The following is a 1,573-nucleotide window of genomic DNA, read 5'->3' as shown; positions in this document are numbered from 1 at the left end:
AGCAGAAATTCCGGCTCTCCACCACCATCTGACAAGATTCTATTTTTTCGTTTCTTACTACTTCAGGAACTTTTTCAAAATTACAATTAAAAAAATTTATTACCTACAAGTAAAGCTCGATTAAAAAAAGCACTATTGATACTAAAACTAAGATATAGAGATCAGAATATACTAGTACAGCAGATACAGCTAACCAACTAAGAAGAAAAAAAACTTGTTTATTTTGAGTCCAAGATAACCATTTTTTTCTGTTAATACCTATAAACATATAAACTAAGAATGGAAATACTACAATTACAACATCAGAAACTATTTCCAACATGCAACAATTGCTCCAACTATACTACCCCCGCCTATAACAATAATTCCTCCAACACATACCCCGCAAATCACAGCAGTCAACGCGCAAGGTGTGCCACATAATTTAGCAATTGTAGCACAAACTGCCGCACCCGCACCTACAACTGCACCAAAACATTTGAGGTCTAATCCCCTTGTTTGACTAACTTTTTTCAACTCATTAATACCTGACAAAGTTTCAGTATTAGATAAATATTCTGTCCCTAAATCTTTATCCAAAACTACATGCCCATCAGCAGACTGCTTAACCCAAAAAGTATTGTGATCTGACTGTGTTAACTGTTGCTCTGAATAATTTATGATATTTCCACTCGCATCAAATACAACTGAAAGATTACTCATAATATTATATGTCTCGCTGTTCTTATATGGGATAGTAGCAATAGTATAATCATCTACTTTAGACAAAGTTAGTTTTTCAAATTCTAAAACGTTCTCAGTTTCTAACAAGGTTAAATCCTTTGAGGCTACTTCTTTATGGATGACATTTTCAAGCTGTTTTGAAAGTTCCTGATTATCAATTTTCTTCATTTTTGTAGCCAGTTCTTGCATTGATGCGGTTGATGATACCACGGATGCATCCACATTGATCAAACCTAAATTTGCTGATGAAACAATTGTTACCAACACTGTCATTACAACTAACAATACATTTTTTACCTTATTCATCTGAAATCCTCCTTCAATTTTGACCATAATTGTTAATATCTTCCGCAGTTAATTGGGTAATGTTACCATCTTTAATTTTTAATATTACTGGAACAAAACCTATATTTAAGCTGTCAGTCACTTCATCAAAGTTCTTATCATTTCGTTGTTGATCGGTATCAAAATAGTAAACTTTGCTTTGTTTTTCATCGTTTAGTACCTTTGTTGTTTGGTTGATTAAACTTACACAATCAGGACAAGTCTTACGTCCAATATATATAGTGTATACTCCCTTATCTTTCGAAAGGTCTTCGAGACTATCTGTATCAATTTTTTTCATTTGAAAAGTCTTCATTTCATAGTTTACTGACGGATTGGTGATTACTTTATACATACCTAAGCTAGCTACTATCACAAGGACACAGCTCATTATCACCCACTTTAGTTTTTTAGTTATTTTCATAATCCACCCTTTCCTCTTACCATTTTTAAATTTTTTTACTTATTGTGTGTCTTTTGAAAAAGATAAAAAATTGTAGATGTAACTCCAAAACTAACTGCAAGA

2 protein-coding genes are annotated in these 1,573 nt (G+C 32.5%); both read right to left on the bottom strand.

The genetic code is table 11. The features are described 5' to 3' along the window. Positions 1–309: 309 nt before the first annotated feature. Positions 310–1,029, bottom strand: coding sequence for a hypothetical protein (locus RV17_RS12935; RefSeq protein WP_071869446.1), 720 nt, complete (start codon positions 1,027–1,029; stop codon positions 310–312). Between the two features lie 13 nt (positions 1,030–1,042). Next, the gene (locus RV17_RS12930; RefSeq protein ID WP_071869445.1) at positions 1,043–1,471 is read right to left on the bottom strand and encodes a thioredoxin family protein; all 429 of its coding nucleotides are present in this window, start codon (positions 1,469–1,471) and stop codon (positions 1,043–1,045) included. Between the last annotated feature and the right edge of the window lie 102 nt (positions 1,472–1,573).

It is taken from the genome of Enterococcus thailandicus, from assembly GCF_001886265.1.
Classification (GTDB): Bacteria; Bacillota; Bacilli; order Lactobacillales; family Enterococcaceae; genus Enterococcus_B; species Enterococcus_B thailandicus.
Note: the sequence above shows the minus strand (reverse complement) of the source record. Positions and strands in the feature narration are given on the sequence as shown.

Excerpts from the sequence above, each read along its gene's own strand:
- RV17_RS12930 (WP_071869445.1), bottom strand. The coding sequence starts at position 1,471 with ATGAAAATAACTAAAAAACTAAAGTGGGTGATAATGAGCTGTGTCCTT.
- RV17_RS12935 (WP_071869446.1), bottom strand. The coding sequence starts at position 1,029 with ATGAATAAGGTAAAAAATGTATTGTTAGTTGTAATGACAGTGTTGGTA.